Origin of the sequence: Bacillus sp. FJAT-45350, assembly GCF_002335805.1 — a bacterium.
In the GTDB taxonomy this organism is placed as follows: domain Bacteria; phylum Bacillota; class Bacilli; order Bacillales; family NISU01; genus FJAT-45350.
Genome location: NZ_NISU01000001.1, coordinates 1,623,874 through 1,639,887, shown reverse-complemented (window position 1 = coordinate 1,639,887; position 16,014 = coordinate 1,623,874). Strand labels below are relative to the sequence as shown.

General features: G+C 35.2%; 14 protein-coding genes and 1 pseudogene. 10 read left to right on the top strand and 5 right to left on the bottom strand.

The window, feature by feature from the left end; all coding sequences use genetic code 11:
• Nucleotides 1–271: 271 nt before the first annotated feature.
• Both CD003_RS08355 and CD003_RS08350 read right to left on the bottom strand, forming a co-directional pair.
• Nucleotides 272–1,873: an ABC-F family ATP-binding cassette domain-containing protein gene (locus CD003_RS08355; protein WP_096200680.1), complete on the bottom strand. Its 1,602-nt coding sequence runs from the start codon at nt 1,871–1,873 to the stop codon at nt 272–274.
• 157 nt (nt 1,874–2,030) lie between these two features.
• Nucleotides 2,031–2,651, bottom strand: a complete 621-nt coding sequence (locus tag CD003_RS08350) for an SDR family oxidoreductase (RefSeq protein WP_096200679.1) — start codon at nt 2,649–2,651, stop codon at nt 2,031–2,033.
• A gap of 64 nt (nt 2,652–2,715) precedes the next feature.
• Here CD003_RS08350 and CD003_RS08345 point away from each other — a divergent pair, with 64 nt between their 5' ends.
• Nucleotides 2,716–3,174, top strand: a complete 459-nt coding sequence (locus CD003_RS08345) for a MarR family winged helix-turn-helix transcriptional regulator (protein WP_096200678.1) — start codon at nt 2,716–2,718, stop codon at nt 3,172–3,174.
• Nucleotides 3,164–4,339, top strand: coding sequence for an MFS transporter (locus tag CD003_RS08340; RefSeq protein ID WP_179295488.1), 1,176 nt, complete (start codon nt 3,164–3,166; stop codon nt 4,337–4,339). The genes CD003_RS08345 and CD003_RS08340 overlap by 11 nt, the downstream gene beginning before the upstream one ends.
• 134 nt (nt 4,340–4,473) lie before the next feature.
• Here the strand turns inward: CD003_RS08340 and CD003_RS08335 are convergent, their stop codons facing one another.
• The gene (locus CD003_RS08335) at nt 4,474–4,929 is read right to left on the bottom strand and encodes a DUF2512 family protein (RefSeq protein WP_096200676.1); all 456 of its coding nucleotides are present in this window, start codon (nt 4,927–4,929) and stop codon (nt 4,474–4,476) included.
• Nucleotides 4,930–5,099: 170 nt separating this feature from the next.
• Between CD003_RS08335 and CD003_RS08330 the strand changes: the two genes are divergently transcribed.
• Together CD003_RS08330 and CD003_RS08325 are read left to right on the top strand one after the other, a co-directional pair.
• Nucleotides 5,100–6,275 carry a pyridoxal phosphate-dependent aminotransferase gene (locus CD003_RS08330; RefSeq protein ID WP_096200675.1) on the top strand — a complete coding sequence of 392 codons (1,176 nt, stop codon included), beginning with the start codon at nt 5,100–5,102 and terminating at the stop codon, nt 6,273–6,275.
• A gap of 14 nt (nt 6,276–6,289) precedes the next feature.
• A complete protein-coding gene (locus CD003_RS08325) occupies nt 6,290–7,078 on the top strand; it encodes a carbon-nitrogen family hydrolase (RefSeq protein ID WP_096200674.1) in 789 nt (262 codons plus the stop codon).
• A gap of 51 nt (nt 7,079–7,129) precedes the next feature.
• On the opposite strand, the gene CD003_RS08320 is transcribed toward CD003_RS08325, so the two are convergent.
• Nucleotides 7,130–7,942, bottom strand: coding sequence for an alpha/beta hydrolase family protein (locus CD003_RS08320; protein ID WP_096200673.1), 813 nt, complete (start codon nt 7,940–7,942; stop codon nt 7,130–7,132).
• Between the two features lie 207 nt (nt 7,943–8,149).
• Here CD003_RS08320 and CD003_RS08315 point away from each other — a divergent pair, with 207 nt between their 5' ends.
• Nucleotides 8,150–8,635 (top strand): hypothetical protein, encoded by a 486-nt coding sequence (locus CD003_RS08315; protein WP_096200672.1) that lies wholly within the window; start codon nt 8,150–8,152, stop codon nt 8,633–8,635.
• A gap of 140 nt (nt 8,636–8,775) precedes the next feature.
• On the opposite strand, the gene CD003_RS08310 is transcribed toward CD003_RS08315, so the two are convergent.
• Nucleotides 8,776–10,332 (bottom strand): ABC-F family ATP-binding cassette domain-containing protein, encoded by a 1,557-nt coding sequence (locus tag CD003_RS08310; protein WP_096200671.1) that lies wholly within the window; start codon nt 10,330–10,332, stop codon nt 8,776–8,778.
• A gap of 263 nt (nt 10,333–10,595) precedes the next feature.
• On the opposite strand from CD003_RS08310, the gene CD003_RS08305 reads away from it, so the two are divergent.
• The 5 genes and pseudogenes from CD003_RS08305 (at nt 10,596) to CD003_RS08285 (ending at nt 15,596) form a co-directional block, all read left to right on the top strand.
• Nucleotides 10,596–10,838 carry a hypothetical protein gene (locus CD003_RS08305; RefSeq protein ID WP_257008275.1) on the top strand — a complete coding sequence of 81 codons (243 nt, stop codon included), beginning with the start codon at nt 10,596–10,598 and terminating at the stop codon, nt 10,836–10,838.
• Nucleotides 10,839–11,022: 184 nt separating this feature from the next.
• Nucleotides 11,023–11,688 carry a hypothetical protein gene (locus CD003_RS08300; protein WP_096200670.1) on the top strand — a complete coding sequence of 222 codons (666 nt, stop codon included), beginning with the start codon at nt 11,023–11,025 and terminating at the stop codon, nt 11,686–11,688.
• A gap of 173 nt (nt 11,689–11,861) precedes the next feature.
• Nucleotides 11,862–12,182: pseudogene (locus CD003_RS08295) on the top strand (toprim domain-containing protein); the annotation flags it as partial.
• A gap of 281 nt (nt 12,183–12,463) precedes the next feature.
• Nucleotides 12,464–13,126 carry an ABC transporter ATP-binding protein gene (locus tag CD003_RS08290; protein ID WP_096200669.1) on the top strand — a complete coding sequence of 221 codons (663 nt, stop codon included), beginning with the start codon at nt 12,464–12,466 and terminating at the stop codon, nt 13,124–13,126.
• Nucleotides 13,113–15,596, top strand: a complete 2,484-nt coding sequence (locus CD003_RS08285) for an ABC transporter permease (RefSeq protein ID WP_096200668.1) — start codon at nt 13,113–13,115, stop codon at nt 15,594–15,596. The genes CD003_RS08290 and CD003_RS08285 overlap by 14 nt, the downstream gene beginning before the upstream one ends.
• Nucleotides 15,597–16,014 lie beyond the last annotated feature (418 nt).

Sequence of the window (16,014 nt, the reverse complement as noted above, 5' to 3'; positions counted from 1 at the left end):
CTTAGTACTTAAAAGAGTGATAACTGAAGGGTACTAGTGAAAGCAAGATAAGATAGGTGAGAAAATGAAAAAAGGACTGTATTCGTGAAATTGAATACAGTCCTTTTTGATAGAATTTTAAAAAATTGGAAGTAATTCACTGGAGAGCAATGGCTCCGTACGCTACTCGTCACCTGAGAAACCCACTCATAGGCTGACATTCAAACATGTAGCGACCTCGCTCGTTGCTTCGAACTATACAAAAGAAAAAAACTCTATTGTAATATGTTCTTTAGCTACTTAACTTATAAGACTCTAGATACTCGTCATACGTCATTTCTTTATCAATAATCGTACCATCCGATTTAATTTCAATGATGCGGTTTGCAATCGTTTGAATGAATTGGTGGTCATGAGAAGAGAAGATTAATGACTCTTTAAAGTTCGTTAAACCATTATTAACAGCTGTAATTGATTCTAAATCTAAGTGGTTGGTAGGCTCATCTAATAGAAGAACATTTGCACCACTTAACATCATTTTTGAAAGCATACAACGAACTTTTTCTCCCCCTGAAAGGACACTTGCTTTCTTTAATACTTCATCACCTGAGAATAACATTCTTCCTAAGAATCCACGTAGGAAGCTTTCGCTATCATCTTGAGGTGAGAATTGACGTAACCAGTCTACAAGAGTTAGGTCACAGCCTTCAAAATACTTTGAGTTATCTTTAGGGAAGTACGCTTGAGATGTTGTTAATCCCCATTTGAAAGAACCACTGTCCGCTTCCATTTCACCCATAAGAATTTTGAAAAGTGTAGTTTTTGCAATCTCTTGATCTCCTACAAGGGCGATTTTATCACCTTGGTTGATACGGAAAGAAACGTTGTCTAATACCTTTTCACCGTCAATTGTTTTTGATAATCCATCAACTAATAATAAGTCATTTCCAACTTCACGTTCTGGTGTAAAGTGTACGTAAGGATAACGACGAGAAGATGGTCTAATATCGTCTAATGTAATTTTATCTAAAAGCTTCTTACGAGATGTTGCCTGTTTTGATTTAGAGGCATTGGCACTAAATCTTGCAACGAACGCTTGTAGCTCTTTAATTTTTTCTTCTTTTTTCTTGTTTGCATCATTCGCTATTCTCGATGCTAATTGACTTGATTCATACCAGAAGTCATAGTTACCAACGTAAAGCTGAATTTTGTTAAAGTCTAAGTCAGCAATGTGTGTACATACTTTATTTAAGAAGTAACGGTCATGGGATACGACAATAACCGTATTTTCAAAGTTGATTAAGAAATCCTCAAGCCAGCGAATAGCTTTAAGGTCTAAGTGGTTGGTAGGCTCATCCATTATTAGGATGTCAGGCTTACCGAATAGTGTTTGGGCAAGGAGGACTTTTACTTTATCAGAACCTGATAGGTCTTCCATTTTCTTATTATGCAATTCTTCAGAAACACCAAGACCCTTTAGTAGGATTGCTGCTTCAGACTCTGCTTCCCAACCGTTCATTTCAGCAAATTCACCCTCAAGTTCAGCGGCTTTAATGCCATCTTCATCAGAAAAATCTTCTTTCATATAAATAGCATCTTTTTCTTGCATCACTTCATAAAGTCGAGCGTGGCCCATAATAACAACCTTTAATACTTCATGCTCTTCAAATTCAAAGTGGTTCTGCTTAAGTACAGCAAGACGCTCACCTGGTGTAATATGTACATCCCCTGCTTGAGGTTCAATTTCCCCAGATAAAATTTTTAAAAATGTTGATTTACCCGCACCGTTTGCACCAATTAGTCCATAGCAGTTACCTGGAGTAAATTTAATATTTACTTCTTCAAAAAGCTTTTTGTCTGCAAAGCGCAAACCAACGTTATTAACAGTAATCATGAATATTCATTCCTCCATAAAAAAACAATCTATAGACCAGTATAACATTAATGAGAAGAGAGTAGTAGTGGGAGGGGGATTTTTGAATTATGAATTATGAGTTATGAATTGCGAATTGCTAATTGTTAATGGGTAATTCGAGTTCTTTTTTTCTTGGTTATTCTTTGTAGATCATTTTTTTTGTCATTCCGCCGTCGATGACTAGGTTTTCACCTGTGATGAAATTATTTTGTTTATTCGTGAGGAAGAGGCATGCTGGTGCAATATCTTCTGGTTTTCCAACCCTTTGAGAAGGGTGTTGTTTATGGTCAATTTCACTTAGCTCGTTGTAATCACCTGTTTCAATCCATCCAGGACTGATTGCATTGACTTGAATTGCGTTGTCACTTAGTGAAAGGGCAAGAGCATGTGTCAGTGAAAGGATCCCACCTTTTGAGGCAGCGTACGCTTCAGAATTTTTTTCGGACATTGTTGCTCGGGTGGAAGAGATATTTACAATCGATCCTCCACTTTTATTTTTCTTCATATATTTTGCAGCTTCTTTTGAGCATAAAAACGTACCTCTAAGATTACTATTTAACACATCATCCCAATCATCTACAGTTAGCTCATATACATTTTTAAAACGGGAAACACCTGCGTTGTTTATTAAAATATCTATCTTTCCATACTTATCTACTTTTATAGCACGTGAACTAGCAGAAGTCATCTTTGTAAGAAAATCATGTTCATTTAAGTAACTAATAATACTTTGCATTATCAACCTAGCTTTATCCATTGACGAGAATACTTGTCGTGCATATAATTGTCATAACAAGTATTTTTTTGAGGAGAAGAATGAAATGAATTACAATTTAATGAATCAATCTCTTGGCTTTTTGATTAGTGTGACACATCGTAGGTCTAGTCAAGTAGTATTGAATAGATTAAAAGTGTTTTGCATTACTCCAGAGCAGTGGTCCGTACTTTACCGTTTAAGTGATAAAGACGGTATTTCTCAGAAGGAGATCGCAATCCGTTCGGAAAAGGATCAACCGACTATTACAAGAATATTAGATTCATTGTTTCAGAAAGGGTTAATCGAGAAAAAGAGCAGTGAGAAAGATCGTCGTGTTTCCCTTGTATTTGTGACGGAGAAAGGAAGGTCTGTATTAAAAGAAACTATCCCTATTGAAAAAAGTGTATGGGAAGATTTGACCAAGGGGTTTACGGATGAAGAACGGCATTTATTAAAGGAGTTACTTTTTAAAGTGAACAACAATATTACAATGATAACGGAGAATGAACATCATGAAGATTGATCAACAAGAAAAGCTATGGTCGAAAGACTTTGTCATTTTAATTATTTGTAACTTACTTGTTTTTGTGAACTTACATTTGCTTGTATCGAGCTTCCCTTTATATGTTCAGGAAGAATATAACCCAAATGCATTCGTACTTAGTTTAGTTACAACCTTTGCGTCAGTAGCTGCGATAGGGGCAAGAATCTATTCTGGGAGAGCAATTCAAAAAGGAAGTAGAAATACAATCCTTTTTGTTGGTTTAGCGATAGCTATTATCTCAACGATTGGATATTACTTCGTCCAATCTTTATTTATACTCTTACTATTAAGACTTACTTTCGGTTTTGGATTTGGTATGACGAGTACAGCCTTTCCTACAATGGCATCTAATGCAATTCCTATAAAGCGTATGGGGGAAGGATTGGGGTATTTTGGCTTGTCAATCGGGTTTGCTTTAGCACTAGCCCCATTTGCCGGCTTATTTTTATTAGGCAATCATGGCTTTGGTATTCTTATCCTGACAACTCTTGTAGTCTTATTACTCATTATTCCATTAGCGTTATCAGTCAGAAAACTACCGAGCCCTAAAATGGAAAGTACCGGTAAGGTTAAAATTTTCGATAAAAAAATGTTTTTCCCATTTTTCTTAAACCTTATGCTTTCGTTAACATTTGGTGGAATTATTGCATTTATTGCTTTATATGGAGCTGAAGCAAATATAGGCAATGTAGGATTATTCTTCTTACTTCATGCACTAGCAATGGTAACGGTTCGTCCATTTGCAGGGAGGTTCTACGATGTTAAAGGTCCAACGCTTGTCTTACTTGGAGGTTCAATTTTTACAATTAGTAGTTTAGTAACATTATCGTTATCGATGAATAACTGGATGCTTATGCTAGCCGGATTGTTATATGGTCTAGGCTATGGAGCGATCCAGCCGACACTCCAAGCATGGATGATAAGAGAAGCTCTCCCTAGTGAAAGAGGGATGGCAAATGGAATGTTTTTAAATTCAATTGACTTAGGTGTAGCTGGGGGAGCTGTAGTTCTTGGTGTGGTCGCTTCATTCACCGGTTATGCGCTAATGTATCAACTTTCAATTTTATTTATGTTTATCTTTATTGTCTCCTATTTAATTTCGATGAAAAGACAAAAACCCGAAGAAGTTCAATTAACGGCTTAAATAAGTAGAAAAAGTAGCTCAATTCACATAACAGAGGCCGCTGAAAAGTGATTTTCACTTTTTCAGCGGCTTCTAGATTGGACTTTTTCAGTCCTTCCACATAACAGACTGAGCTTCTTTATATTAGATATAATCTACTCTTCTTCCTTTTCTTTAATTGCTTTTTCTATTTCTTCATCTTCCGCAAACTCTGTTACGAGCTTATCATCTTCTGTTTGTAGCACATTCGTTGACTCTAACTCTCCAATAAAAATGAACATTCCCATAAATCTGTGAAAAAACCATTCTCCAACTGAAATAAAAACAGCAGCGATAATACCAGCCCCGATAAATCCAGCTATTGGAGGAAGGAGCCATGTTCCAAGCAACCATATACCAATTGCGTAGAGAGCAAAATCAGCTATTGTTGCAGTGATATTATTCGAATGACGTAAAATTTGTAAATCCCCTATAAAATAGGCGAGTAAGGATAAAATAGCACTGAAAATCAACACATTAAATACCGATACACCAATACCGAGTGTCAATACTAAGAACAGTATTACAGCAACCATTAAAAACTTTATTAAAAGGGCATTTGCATGTCTCATTTAAAAACTCCTTTCTATAAGTTTTTTCTTATCATGCTCGTAAGCCATGTACCTTATCCTCAAATAACTAACAGAGTAGGTACCATTTATTTCTTAACATTAGAACTACATTCATGTAAAATAACGTTTAACATAACAAAGATATAAGTACGTGTAGGAGTGAGGAGAAGATGAAACATTTTAAAATGAATGACCGAATGAACGCCTTACCTGAACAATATTTCGCGAAATTAGTTCAGAATATTAACAATTTAAAAAAACAAGGAAACGACGTCATTCTTTTCGGACAAGGGAACCCTGATCAACCGACACCATCACATATTGTGAAGAGCTTGAAAGATGCCAGTGATAATCCTAAATTTCATAAATATCCACCGTTTCGTGGCTACCCTTTTCTCAAGGAAGCAATAGCAGAATTTTATGAGCGAGAATATAATGTGAAGATTGATCCGGAGCGTGAAGTATGTATTTTATTTGGAGGAAAAGGTGGCTTAGTGGAAATTAGTCAATGTTTTCTAAATCCTGGAGATGTGGCACTTGTACCTGACCCTGGGTACCCTGATTACTGGTCTGGGGTTGCGTTAGCAGGTGGAAAAATGGAGATGATGCCTCTTAAAGAAGAAAATGATTTTCTGCCAAACTATAACTCCATTTCACGAGAAGCATTAGAAAAAGCGAAATTACTTTTTCTTAATTATCCTAATAACCCGACAGGTTCCGTTGCGTCGAAGGAATTTTTTAACGAAACGGTCACTTTTGCGAAAAAAGAAGATGTTTGTGTAGTTCATGATTTTGCCTACGGCGCGATTGGTTTTGATGGAAAGAAGCCAACGAGCTTTTTGGAGGTAGAAGGTGCAAAAGATGTAGGGATTGAGATATATACGCTTTCAAAAACATATAATATGGCAGGGTGGCGAGTAGGATTTGCTGTTGGAAACCCTGATGTGATAGAAGCGTTAAATTTATATCAGGATCATATGTATGTGAGCTTATTTGGGGGTATCCAACAAGCTGCAGCTACAGCTTTGTTAGGTCCTCAGAATTGTGTTGAAGACCTTGTTTCCCTTTATGAGACAAGAAGGAATACTTTAATTAATGGCTTAAAGTCAATTGGCTGGAACGTAACAGCACCAGAAGGGTCCTTTTTTGCATGGCTAGCTTGTCCTAATGGAATGTCTTCTGATGATTTTGCCACAAAACTTTTAAACGAAGCACATGTTGCAGTTGCCCCAGGCAGAGGTTTTGGGGAAACAGGAGAAGGGTATGTACGTGTAGGTTTATTAGAGGATGAGAAACGAATTCTCGAAGCAGTTGAACGTATCGATAAATTAAAACTTTTTAAATAAGGGAGGTTTGATTCATGAAAATAGCGATATATCAAATGGATATCATACCTGGTGATCCTGTTGCAAATCGAGATAAAGTAAAAAGCTGGACGGTAAAGGTTATGAACCAGGAAAAGCCAGACATACTTGTACTTCCCGAAATGTGGACGACTGCTTATACATTGACTGATTTAGAGAACGTAGCAGAAACAAACGAAAAGCATACATATCATTTTTTGCGTGAACTTGCCTTACACCATCAAGTAAATATTGTCGGTGGTTCATTCGCGACGGTTGAAGATGATAAAGTGTACAACCGTGCAGTTGTTTTTAATCGAAAAGGGGAAGAAGTATATGTATACGATAAGATTCACCTAGTGCCAATGCTCAATGAACATTTATTTTTAGAAGGTGGAAAAAATCACAGTGTAACATTTGAGCTAGAAGGTAAGAAAATGGGGATTATTATATGCTATGACTTACGTTTTCCAGAACTAGCTCGTTCACTTGCATTAGAAGGTGCAGAAGTATTATTTATTGTCGCGGAATGGCCAGATGCAAGAAAAGATCATTGGAAATACCTACAATTAGCAAGAGCAATCGAGAACCAAATGTTTGTTGTTTCATGTAATCGTGTTGGAGAGTATGATGGAGTGGAATTTGCAGGACAATCGTTAGTAGTTAATCCTTGGGGTGAAATTATTTGCGAAGGTACAAAAGATCAGGAAGAAACACTGACTGTAGAAATGAAGTTAGAACAAGTTAAAGAAGTTCGAAATAATGTACCTGTGTTCGAGAGCAGAGTACCACATTTATACAAGTAAATATATAAAAATCCCCACATTGTCATAAAAAACAATGTGGGGATTTTTAACTTAGATAGCTTTACGTTTATATTCTAGCTGGCTTTCGACAAGTAGCCATTGAAATGTTTTTTCAAATAAGTCATTTTCAAAATTTGTACCTGAAAATGTGTGGTCAGACTCTCTAATTAAAGTATAATTTTTCTTGCTTTGTTGTGAACGTTTATTGTAACTCATACTATAATCGAACGCATTTTCCTTCGGGACATCCTCATCAACTTCAGCATGTAAGACGAAAAATGGCTTCTCGTAAGACGAAATCGCTTCAAGAGGATGATGGACTTTTAAATCTTGAAAAAATTCTTTGCTTATATTAAACCCTAGATAGTCATAGTTCCCTGTTTCGTTTGCTGTTTTCACTGCTGCCATACCAGTAATTCTTGTAATGTCTTTATATGGTCGTGCAACAGGTGACCAAAGAATAAGACGTTGAATATCGTCATTCGTTGAAGCAGTTAGAGTAGAAACTGCACCACCTAAACTATGGCCAATAAGGGTAATATCATTGCCGTCAACTTCCTTTTGAGCCTTTACATACTTAATTGCAGCCTCTAATTGCTTTATTTGATTTGAAACAGTAACATCACCGTAATCCCCATCACTTTCACCACACCCACGAAAATCGAAACGAAAAACAATGTACCCTCTTTCAGCAAAAAAGCGTGCAGCCTTAACAAATAAGCGATGCTCACCAACTTTACTTCCAACAAAGCCATGAGCGAAAACAATTGCAGGCTTCTTGCTATTCTGCTCTGGTTTCGGATAATGAAACACTCCTGATAAATGTACATTTTCAAATGGGAAATAGATGTTTTTTACGGTCATTTTGTTCACCTGCTCCTTATATTTTATAATTCATATATGTTTAGTTGGTTTTATTATAGTATGGTACTACATAACCGTCAACAGCTTTTCTAATAATATTAATTACAAATCGTTTATATAGATAAAAAATTAGTCTCCCATACTAGAAAATGGTCCTAATCTAGCATTCATTTGAATAGATTAGTATAGAAAGGGAGGGGGGCTAATTTGTTTTACTCTTATTTATTTGCATTTATAGGATTTATTCTAGCATTCCTAGGAAAACTATTTACGAACGACGCCAATACATTACCATTAGCTAAAACTATATTGGAATTTAAAGAAGCTCTTACACTAGTTGCACTATCAAATGGAGAAGGGTTTGGACCAGCGACGTTTAGCTTTCACCTTCTATTAGATTTGCTGATACCTGGTGTAATTTATTCTTCTGCAATTATCTGCATGTTCCTTGCATGTAGGTTACTATATTTACATTTAGATACAGAAAAACTTGAGGAGTCACTAGCTAAAATAGTGATTATGAGTCTACTAATCATGGTAATGGGTGCGTTAGTGTTTAACGGAGGAAATGCACTAATAATATTTGCATCTAGTGTGATTGTGCTGATGAATATTGTTCTGTTAGTAGTGGCGTTTGGAAAGAGTTTGATGGGTAGAAGGACGTACTCAGGGCAGGTAACGATAAGGAAATAGTGATATAGTAGGGTATCCCAAGATGGCAATGGCTCCGTTCGCTACGCGCCTTGAAAGGTTCAAGGCTATAAAGATGCGACTTCGCTCATTGCATAAAGAAATCCCAAAAAGGAATAAGTAATTCCTTTTTGGGATTTCTTTTATACTAATTTAGTTGTCCATGATTCACAGTTCCATGTTTCTGTTACTACGTCTTGGTAGAACTCAGGTTCATGGGATATGAGTAGGATAGATCCTTTGTACGCATTTAACGCTCGTTTTAGTTCGTCTTTCGCGTCAACATCTAAGTGGTTTGTTGGCTCATCGAGTACGAGAATGTTTGTTTCTCTGTTGATTAATTTACAGAGGCGAACCTTTGCTTTTTCTCCACCACTTAATACCATAATTTTACTTTCAATATGTTTCGTTGTTAAGCCGCATTTGGCAAGAGCAGAACGAACCTCACCTTGTCCTAATGCAGGGAACTCACTCCAAATCTCATCAATACACGTATTGTTATTATTTCCTTTTGCTTCTTGCTCGAAATAGCCAGTAAATTGGTTTTCTCCGCGTTCTACCGTTCCTGAAATAGGGTTGATTTCACCTAAAATGCTACGAAGTAACGTTGTTTTACCGATACCATTCGCCCCAACTAAAGCAATCTTTTGTCCACGTTCCATCCGAAGGTTTAGGGGTCTTGATAATGGCTCATCATAACCGATAACTAAATCCTTTGTTTCAAAAATTAATTTACTTGGTGTTCTTGCTTCTTTAAAGTTGAATTCTGGTTTTGGCTTTTCTTTTGTAAGTTCGATTACATCCATTTTATCTAGCTTCTTCTGTCTAGACATGGCCATATTACGTGTAGATACACGAGCTTTATTACGAGCAACAAAGTCTTTCAACTCAGAAATTTCTTGTTGTTGCTTTTTGAATGCAGATTCTACTTGTTGTTTCTTTGCCTCGTGGATCTTTTTGAAGTTATCGTAATCACCTACATAGCGATTTAACTCTTGATTTTCCATATGATAAATAAGGTTGATTACACTATTTAAGAATGGAATATCATGAGAGATTAAGATAAAGGCATTATCATACTCTTGAAGATACCGCTTCAACCACTCAATATGCTGTTCATCAAGATAGTTCGTCGGCTCATCAAGTAATAAAATATCTGGTTTTTCTAGAAGAAGCTTCGCAAGTAATACTTTCGTACGTTGACCACCACTTAAATCTTGAACATCTTTTTCTAAACCGATTTCATCAAGTCCTAGGCCGCGCGCAATCTCTTCAATCTTTGCATCAATAATATAAAAATCATTATTCGTAAGAGAGTCTTGAATCACACCTAAACCTTCAAGAAGCTTTTCTAATTCTTCAGGGGTTGCATCTCCCATTTTGTCACAGATTTCATTCATCTCAGCTTCCATATCAAATAAATATTTAAATGCTGTTTTCAACACATCACGCATCGTCATTCCGCGCTCAAGTACTGTATGCTGGTCAAGATAACCTACTCTCACATTTTTAGACCAAAATACTTTTCCTTCATCAGGCATTAGCTTCCCAGTGATAATGTTCATGAAGGTAGATTTCCCTTCACCATTTGCCCCAATTAAACCAATATGTTCGCCTTTTAATAAACGGAAAGAAACATTTTGGAAAATCGCACGGTCACCAAAGCCATGACTTAAATTTTGTACAGTTAACACACTCATGTTCGACACCTTACTTTCTCTATTTAAATTCAATTATCTTACTATACTTATATTTTTTAAAGTTTACGAGGGTAAACTAGTTGGTTCTTGTGATATAATAATTTTTGCATTTAAAAAATTGCACACTTACTAGATTATATACGACTCCTACATTTGTTTCAAAGTAAAAATTCAAATGAAAGTTATATACCCACTTTGGTGTAGAGCATGTATAATAAAGATTGTGTCTGTTTAAGAAATTCATTATATAAGGAGGATTTCTTTTGAGTGATGTAAATGAGTACAGAGCTAAGAAAGAAGGAAGAATCACTCCGAAAATGTTAGTGGAGATGCTAAAAAAAGAACTTGAATCAGGTGACGTTGAATCAATTGCCTATGTATATAAGAAAAAAGATGGCACAGTTGTAGCAGGGTGGACAGATATGTTTCATACTGAAGTAGTAGGCCTCTATGAAATTGCAAAGCTTCAAGCGATAGATGATATGTACAGCGAGGATGAAGATTGATTTTACACTAAACCTTGTTTGAATTATTTTGGACAATCGAATACAAGCATCTTTTAGCATAATCGGTGTCCACCATTTACAAACGTAACAAATTGTTGATGGTGGACTTTTGTGTAACCTTTTCATTTTAAATAACGACTAACTATTTGAATCAAGCTTAAAACATATAAAGGGGGACTTTAAAATGGAAAAATTAAAAACAATTATCCTTTCAGCAATTTTAGTCGGAGCACTTGCAGCGTGTGGGACTACAACTTCACCAGAAGAAGAGATTGATGATACACCATCAGAAGAAATAGTTGATGAGGATAACGGTACAGGTGAAAGCCCGACTGATGAAACAAATGGTGATACGCCAGCAGATGATGAAGAACAACTCTTAATTCCAGAAATGAAAGAACTAGAAGTTATCGTTGAAGGCGAAGTAGAGAAAAGAATCGCTCATTTAACAGTTAGTGATTTAGATTATTCTCTATTTGTACTTGAAGGGTATTCATTAGAAGCTGAAGAACCAGGTAGAGATGTACTATTAATGGACTATGATAATGAATTCTTTGTGCGTATTGAACCATTAGGTACTGATGTAAATGTTGAATCAGTAGAAGCAACCATTTTAGAACATGCTGAAGGAACAATCCATGAAAATACAGATGTACCTTTAGACGGTGTTGAGTATTCAATATTAGAAGAAATACGTACAGACAATGAGATTACATCTCTAATCCATGTAGCGAAAGACTATAATGGGAACTTATTTAAATTCACAGTATTTCTACCATTAAAAGAAGCAGCAGAAGGTGCTGGACCAAGCTTCTGGGCAATGTTAGATACAATTTCAGCACAACAATAATAGTCAATAAATACTAGAGGATTTTAAAGAAGCGAATATGCTTTTTGAAATCCTCTATTTTTTTTTCGTCATTTTCATGAGTCTTTTGCTGTAACGTCAATAGACTTACTATATAATTAATCATTCCCAATCTATGGTATAGTTAAGGGTAGTTATTTTGAAAGGATGTTCTTATGAGTAAAATTGTCGTTTTAGCAGAAAAGCCTTCCGTGGGAAGAGATATAGCGAAAGTATTAAACTGTACGAAAAAAGGAAATGGATTTTTTGAAGGAGATAAATATATTGTTACGTGGGCATTAGGTCATTTAGTCACACTAGCAGATCCAGAAACATATGACGAAAAGTATAAGTCTTGGAAATTAGAAGATTTACCGATGCTACCATCACATCTAAAATTAGTCGTGATTAAAAAGACAGGGAAGCAGTTTCAAACGGTTAAATCGCAATTAAATCGCAAAGACGTTAATGAAATCGTTATCGCAACAGATACTGGCATATCTCTATAAATTCATTTGTACATAATTTAGTTTTTTATCCCACACTTTAATAACATTAGATGAAATAACAAAGATAATTTGCACATAATTGTTTTGTATGCACATAATGAGTTATTTTATTTAGTTATGTGCATTTTTAAGTGCCCAAAAGACAAAAAATATATTACTTAGGTCCCCAAAAACTTTCCACGTGTTATAATTATTTTGGAATCGGAGGAACCAAAAAAATTTAGTTGCTTCTTACTAATTAAAGACAAGATAATTGGGAGTTAATAAAAATGATCCAATTTAAAAATGTAAACTTAACTTATCAGAATATGAATATCCCTACCTTAGACAACATAAACTTACAAATTAGATTAGGAGAGTGGGTATCATTAGTTGGTCCATCTGGGTCGGGGAAGACGTCTCTTTTAAAATTGATTTCTGGATCCATTGAACCAACGAATGGATCAATATTGCTTAACCAAATGAATTTCTCAGATTTATCCATGGACAGAAAGCATGATTTTATTCGAGAAAATGTAGCGACGATCTATCAACAATTCAGGTTGCTTCCTCAGTTTTCCGTTATAGAAAATATCATGCTACCACTGGTACCATACGAAAAGCGAAAAAAAATTGAGGAGAAGGCTTTAGAATTAATTAAAGAAGTTGGCTTAAGTCATCGAATTGAACATTTCCCCAACCAACTTTCAGGGGGAGAACAACAACGTGTTGCAATTGCTCGTGCGTTAATAACTGAACCCAAGATACTATTATGTGATGAACCAACAGGGAACTTGGACACTAATAATCGTGACATAATACTAGAACTATTAAGGCAAATTAGTAAAAAGGGACACACAATCGTTTTAGCTACTCATGATGAAATTGTTGCAAAAGAGGGAGATAGTGTCATTTCGATTATTGAAGGGGTATTACACCATGATACGTTATAGTTGGTACTCAATAAGAAATAATTTCAGATCTTCATTGTTATTTTTCTGTTCACTAGTAGCTATTTTAATAGCGGGTCCTATTTGTATCTCGGTATTGTTTGATATTCATACAACAGTGGAAGATAGCATTGAACAACATTCTAGAGGTAGCTATGATATTTTAATACGTCCTGAAGGTACTCAAACGCCTGTAGAACGGGCATTAGGGAAAGTAGAAGAAAACTATTTAACGAATGGTGATGGCGGGATTACCATTGATGAATGGAAAAAGATAAAAGAATTAGAAGGTGTAGAAATTGCAGCCCCGGTTGCTTCAGTTGGGTATTTTACGGGAGAAAATAAAACATTTCAACTAGATTATCCGGGTTTTAGTAGCTATATAGACCTGAAGTATAAAACATTTGATGGTGTTAATTATTATCCCCTAAGTAACAAGGGTGGGTACTATTATTTTCTAGAACAACATGACTATTCTCAAGGGTATGACTATGTTGAAGAATCTGGTCTCAGCTTCAATGGTCAAGATATGAAAGCAGAGTTTAATATGCCTCTTACCTATCATTTAACTGTTGGAGTCGACAGGGAAGAAGAAGAGAAATTGACTGGAATTGATCTATCTGCACTTGAAAAGCCCATTCCTATAGACTTACTTAGTAACTATATGGATTTAGAGGTAGGTAAACATATTCCTATTATTTACTTATCAGACTCTTTTATCCCAATAATAGCTGAAGTAACAGTATCACAACTAGATTGGGGGAATAACCAAACATTAGAGTTAAAAGACCAGTTTAATATCCAAAAAGACGATCCCTTTTTTTTTCATGAGGATTATCCACACACTTTTCTCAAAGAATTAACAAGTATTGAACAATTAAACATGCAAGACTTTGAGATTGATCTTTCTGCTCATATTAGACCATTCTTTTATGAACCTCTCTTATATAAATATGATGGAACCTTTAGTGAACCTGATGGTTTTAGTTTTGGTGTTGGTGAATCTTCTCGTTATTATCATGCAAAACCGATAAACTATGATATTCGAGATGGTAAAACACTAGAAGTTAAGCAGTTTGGAAAAGATAGTGGAGTTCCTACATATAGGAAAATAGAAGAGAGAGGTTATTCTGCTCGAGAATCTGTTATGACTGGTGATAAAATTCCTTTCTTATTGTATCCAGTTGGATCTTTTTCAACGAGTTCACATCAAGATTCACTCGCTGCTAGTCCATTAGGAATTTATCAGCAGGCACCATCAACTTTGAACGATGGAACCATGCTTCTTGAAACTGTCACACCTGGTAGCTTTGTGAGTTCCCCGGCACATGGAATTATGAACTTATATGATACGACTTATATAAAAGGGGAGGCACCCATTGATGCGATTCGTTTAAGGGTTGGTGGTATTCAATCCTATAATGACGATGCGATTAAAAAACTTAATGAGATTATCATTGATGTTTCCCAAATAGGTAATTTCCAAATTGATATAGTTGCAGGCGCTTCTCCATCTAAAATGACCATGGATGTAGAAGGAATCGGTGAAGTAAAGCAGTCATGGACAAGCCTTGGAGCAGCTGCATCTATTTCAACCGGTTGGAATCAAACAAATCTGATCATAGCCGGTTTATTTTTAACCATCAGCATTCTATATTTCATTAACAACAACCTTTTTAAAAAGCAAGTTCGACTTAGCGAAAGAGATTTACTTCTCGATTTGGGTTGGCAGAAGAGACATATTCAAAAATTTTATTTGCTCGAAAACACTTTTCTCATGATATTTGCTGGGTTATTTTCAGGTACTGTGGTAATAGGTCTTTATTTATATGAAGTAGTAAACATTTATTCGTTTACATCTTTTCTAATTATTTTACTACTTATATTTTTAATAAGCTGGACAAGTACAAAAAGGGACAGACATAATAATTTTTCTACAACTAATATAATTAAGTTTAAGTCTATTTGGATAAAGAACCTTATGTATTACCGAAGTTTTATATTACTCAGTTTTATCCAAATTTCTTTAATCACTCTATTGTTTAATTTTGTACCTGTTTCTTTGTTTGCAACAAATCAGCTTACAGGTCAAACTAATCTAGGCGAACATGTTAATAGTATTTTAGTGTTCTCATTAATTGTTATACTCGTTGCTAGCGTTTATCTTACCGTATCGACCATTATAGAGAGCATATCTTCTTTTTTGTTTATTAGAAAAGAAGAAATTTTGACAATGAGAGACATAGGATGGCGATTCAGAGAAGTATCTTCTACTTTTGTAAAAGAGTCAATAGCATGGATCGTACCTTCGATTATGCTAGGTATGCTGATTAATATCCTATTTATAAGTGTCATGTATACCTTTTCTTTAGAATTCCTGTTCATTACATTTGTTGCAACTTCATTTCTCATTTTTGTTGCGTTAGGAATTGCAATTACAATCGTAAGAAATACATTGAGAAAATTGGTGTAATTGTTCAAAGATATTAATAGCTTAAAGGTGATGCTAAAGATTTATTTTTTGTTTAATATTAAACAAAAGAAAGTCACTTGCAGCACAGTATAACGATACTGTGCATTCAAACAATATCTCTTCTTCCTAACTTTGTGAAAAAATGTACTTAAAGTAACGGGTGCGTTAGTTGAGGAAGCAATTATAAAAAATAAGGCTCAGAGATAAAATTCTCTAAGCCTTTTTAAGTGTGATTTATACTGTGAAATCAGTTGTGAAAATCGTGCGAATTACTTTGTGAATTGTGGTGCGATTTATGATTTTGCACCTCACAAGTAAACCCGTTAAGAAAATTCTGGTGGTTTTTTTTGTTTATAAGACTTTATATAAACAAGATATAATGCATAACTTGTTTATATAAAGCCTTTTTTTCACTATT

Bases quoted from the DNA above. Each gene is read 5' to 3' on its own strand.
- CD003_RS08355 (WP_096200680.1), bottom strand. From the start codon at position 1,873: ATGATTACTGTTAATAACGTTGGTTTGCGCTTTGCAGACAAAAAGCTT.
- CD003_RS08350 (WP_096200679.1), bottom strand. From the start codon at position 2,651: ATGGATAAAGCTAGGTTGATAATGCAAAGTATTATTAGTTACTTAAAT.
- CD003_RS08345 (WP_096200678.1), top strand. From the start codon at position 2,716: ATGAATTACAATTTAATGAATCAATCTCTTGGCTTTTTGATTAGTGTG.
- CD003_RS08340 (WP_179295488.1), top strand. From the start codon at position 3,164: ATGAAGATTGATCAACAAGAAAAGCTATGGTCGAAAGACTTTGTCATT.
- CD003_RS08335 (WP_096200676.1), bottom strand. From the start codon at position 4,929: ATGAGACATGCAAATGCCCTTTTAATAAAGTTTTTAATGGTTGCTGTA.
- CD003_RS08330 (WP_096200675.1), top strand. From the start codon at position 5,100: ATGAAACATTTTAAAATGAATGACCGAATGAACGCCTTACCTGAACAA.
- CD003_RS08325 (WP_096200674.1), top strand. From the start codon at position 6,290: ATGAAAATAGCGATATATCAAATGGATATCATACCTGGTGATCCTGTT.
- CD003_RS08320 (WP_096200673.1), bottom strand. From the start codon at position 7,942: ATGACCGTAAAAAACATCTATTTCCCATTTGAAAATGTACATTTATCA.
- CD003_RS08310 (WP_096200671.1), bottom strand. From the start codon at position 10,332: ATGAGTGTGTTAACTGTACAAAATTTAAGTCATGGCTTTGGTGACCGT.
- CD003_RS08300 (WP_096200670.1), top strand. From the start codon at position 11,023: ATGGAAAAATTAAAAACAATTATCCTTTCAGCAATTTTAGTCGGAGCA.
- CD003_RS08290 (WP_096200669.1), top strand. From the start codon at position 12,464: ATGATCCAATTTAAAAATGTAAACTTAACTTATCAGAATATGAATATC.
- CD003_RS08285 (WP_096200668.1), top strand. From the start codon at position 13,113: ATGATACGTTATAGTTGGTACTCAATAAGAAATAATTTCAGATCTTCA.